Source organism: Methanomethylovorans sp. (genome assembly GCF_050177135.1).
Classification (GTDB): Archaea; Halobacteriota; Methanosarcinia; order Methanosarcinales; family Methanosarcinaceae; genus Methanomethylovorans.
The window spans coordinates 1-2,590 of the sequence record NZ_JBFXHJ010000225.1 but is presented as its reverse complement, the minus strand read 5'-3'; the positions used below and the strand labels follow the sequence as shown (position 1 = coordinate 2,590).

Genomic DNA, 2,590 nt, shown 5'->3' with positions numbered 1-2,590 from the left:
AACATTACCTTTTCCGATTACTTTGTTCCCATCCACATTTCCATAAAAGGTTTCATCCCTGTACCTGAAACGACCCAGCATATGGCTAAGGATTCGTTCTCATTGTAGATAAGAGTAAGTGTCAGAAATAGAAAAAATTGCTGGAATTGTGATGGGTTTGTAAACATTCAATCAATGGCTATATAGTGTATTTCCCTTTTTCATCTGGATACTTAATCCCCTTTACCGATAACCTGGATGCAGGGTCTATTTCCTGATCATATCCTGCAACAGCCTTTCCTTTCGTACAGATTTTTTCATCATTCCGGATAAATATATAGGATACTAGCTGCATATTGTTAAAACAGAGATATATTGTTCATATTGTGAGATTGCTTTTAAAAGATGAAAAGAATGCATACAAAGTTCTTACCACCAACCTATTTCACATTATCAATGTTATTTTCAATAGTTTCGCATTTCCTATTTCCTATGGCACACGTAGTTCCAGAACCATTCAATTATCTTGGTTTTATCCTGGTTGTGGTCGGAGCAGGGCTGAACATATGGACAGATGCTCTTTTCAAGAAAGAAAAGACAACTGTAAAACCACATGAAATGCCCACTACTTTATTGGTCTCAGGCCCATTCAAGGTTAGCAGGCATCCTATGTATCTTGGCATGGTCATCATACTGCTGGGTCTTTTCCTATATCTTGGCTCATTGATCACGCTGGTTTATCCGGTAGTGTTCTTTCTGTTAATGGAAAAACTATTCATTCCTGTTGAAGAAAAGAATCTTGAGATGTCTTTTGGACCAGAATATCACAAGTATAGGGCGAAAGTACACCGCTGGATATGATTGACCAGCAGCGATAAACTATTTATTGTAACTACATATATTTCCTCATATGGATTGGTACGTAATAGATGCAGTTGAGGTTGCTTACAAGCGTACAAAACGGTGTCTTTTTGAGCCCTTTGATCTCTGGAAATGGGTCAAACTTGCTATAATCCTCATGCTCGTGGGTGGAGGGTCGGGTCATGGAGGCAATTCGTTCAACTCTTTTTCAAATTCGGGTATGGATTCGGGATATGGTTCAGATTATATTTCGGATTACGACCCACTTGATACAATAGATGATGCAATTGATCTCATGTTCAGTGCAGCAGTGCTGGCAGTCATAATGGTAATACTTCTCTTGATAATTGTCTTTATGTATATCTCAAGTGTTATGGAATTCGTGCTGGTGGAGTCTCTTGTCAGCAATAACGTCAGGTTCTGGGAATATACCCGCCGTTTCCTTGGAACGGGTTTTCAGCTATTCCTTATCAGGATCGCAGCACTTTTGCTGTTTCTGTTAGTGCTTGCACTTATCGTACTCCCTTTTATCTTTATATATGATATGCCATCGGGTGATAATCTCTGGCTGTCACTGATCGGCGGAATGATGATGATCGTGTTTCTGCTCATTGTCTTTGTGATCATTGCCTCTGTTCTGGGCTCCTTCATAAGCATGTCCATACCTGTAGCAATGTACCGTAAAATAGGTGTGCTGTCAGCTATTTTGGAGGTTTTCAGGAAGTTCAAGCTTGACTGGCAACAGATAATTGTTTATTGGGTCGGAAGGGCAGTTCTGGGGATCATAGTAGGTATAGTGGCCCTGATTGCCTTAATGCTTGTACTTCTGGTGACATTGATACCTTTCCTTATATTGGATTTAATTGTCTATTTCTTGTTGTCTTTGGTTCTATCGGGTTCAGAGTGGATAGTTCTTGTACCTTTAGTTCTGGTTGAAGTGATTCTTTTCATAATTGCCATGGCTTTAGTAAGCATGCCTTTTGGGGCATTCCTAAAGTACCACATGCTGTCCTTCGTGGGAAAATGGTATCCAGAAGCAGACATTCCTTTTGGTCAGGGGATTGACATTAACACAGAGCAAGCAATAGTGTCGTTGACCTGACATCTTTATTTATTTTTCAGTAATTTCTTGTTATTTTTTTAAAATTTTAAAAATTATCTGCTTGAACGTATACTATATATAAGTCTACTAATTAATTGTAATGTAGCGGTAGAAAATATCTCTCTGCCGCTTTTAAAACGTTCAGGTCCGATCGGCAAAATGGGGAAAAGATAAGGTTGGATACATCTGAACTCGGCCAGTGGCCGGTTTAATTGGGGGAATAATAGATGCAATTATACAAAAGATCAATGGCATTAACTGTTTTGATCCTTGTTTTATTCGTGGGAATCACTGTTACTGCTGGAAGTGCTGAGTCCACTTTTTATTCCCAGTATGGGGGGTCAGTGAGTATAGTAGATGTTGATCACAATGCCTCAGTGCAAGAGGCATCTTCCTCGCAGGACAAATTCGTGGTGATACATACTCTGAGTCCTGAAATCGTTGAGGTCGAAGTGGGGGATACGGTCACATGGACCAATCTCCAAAGGCCAAAGAAGCCAATAGTTCTGGTAAGTGATGATGGGCTGTGGGAACCCCAGACCATTTATTATGGTAAGTCTTTCGCCTACACTTTCCAGGACACAGGAACATATACCTTTGTCATAGAAGGTACACAGATGAAAGGATCAGTAATTGTTTCAGAGAAGA

The 2,590-nt window shown here is 39.9% G+C and carries 3 protein-coding genes and 1 pseudogene; 3 read left to right on the top strand and 1 reads right to left on the bottom strand.

Features of this window, described 5'->3' with window-relative positions; genetic code table 11:
- Nucleotides 1-178 precede the first annotated feature (178 nt).
- Nucleotides 179-334, bottom strand: coding sequence for a hypothetical protein (locus AB7U21_RS11815; RefSeq protein WP_333787263.1), 156 nt, complete (start codon nt 332-334; stop codon nt 179-181).
- 137 nt (nt 335-471) lie between these two features.
- Between AB7U21_RS11815 and AB7U21_RS11810 the strand changes: the two genes are divergently transcribed.
- The 3 genes and pseudogenes from AB7U21_RS11810 to AB7U21_RS11800 form a co-directional block, all read left to right on the top strand.
- A complete protein-coding gene (locus AB7U21_RS11810; RefSeq protein WP_428389283.1) occupies nt 472-840 on the top strand; it encodes a methyltransferase family protein in 369 nt (122 codons plus the stop codon).
- A gap of 49 nt (nt 841-889) precedes the next feature.
- Entirely contained in the window at nt 890-1,942 is a 1,053-nt protein-coding gene (locus tag AB7U21_RS11805) for a DUF7544 domain-containing protein (protein WP_428389281.1), read from the top strand.
- Nucleotides 1,943-2,169: 227 nt separating this feature from the next.
- Nucleotides 2,170-2,590 (top strand): annotated as a pseudogene (locus AB7U21_RS11800) (hypothetical protein); the annotation flags it as partial.

Coding starts and splice junctions, on each gene's coding strand:
- AB7U21_RS11810 (WP_428389283.1), top strand. CDS start 472: ATGGCACACGTAGTTCCAGAACCATTCAATTATCTTGGTTTTATCCTG.
- AB7U21_RS11815 (WP_333787263.1), bottom strand. CDS start 334: ATGCAGCTAGTATCCTATATATTTATCCGGAATGATGAAAAAATCTGT.
- AB7U21_RS11805 (WP_428389281.1), top strand. CDS start 890: ATGGATTGGTACGTAATAGATGCAGTTGAGGTTGCTTACAAGCGTACA.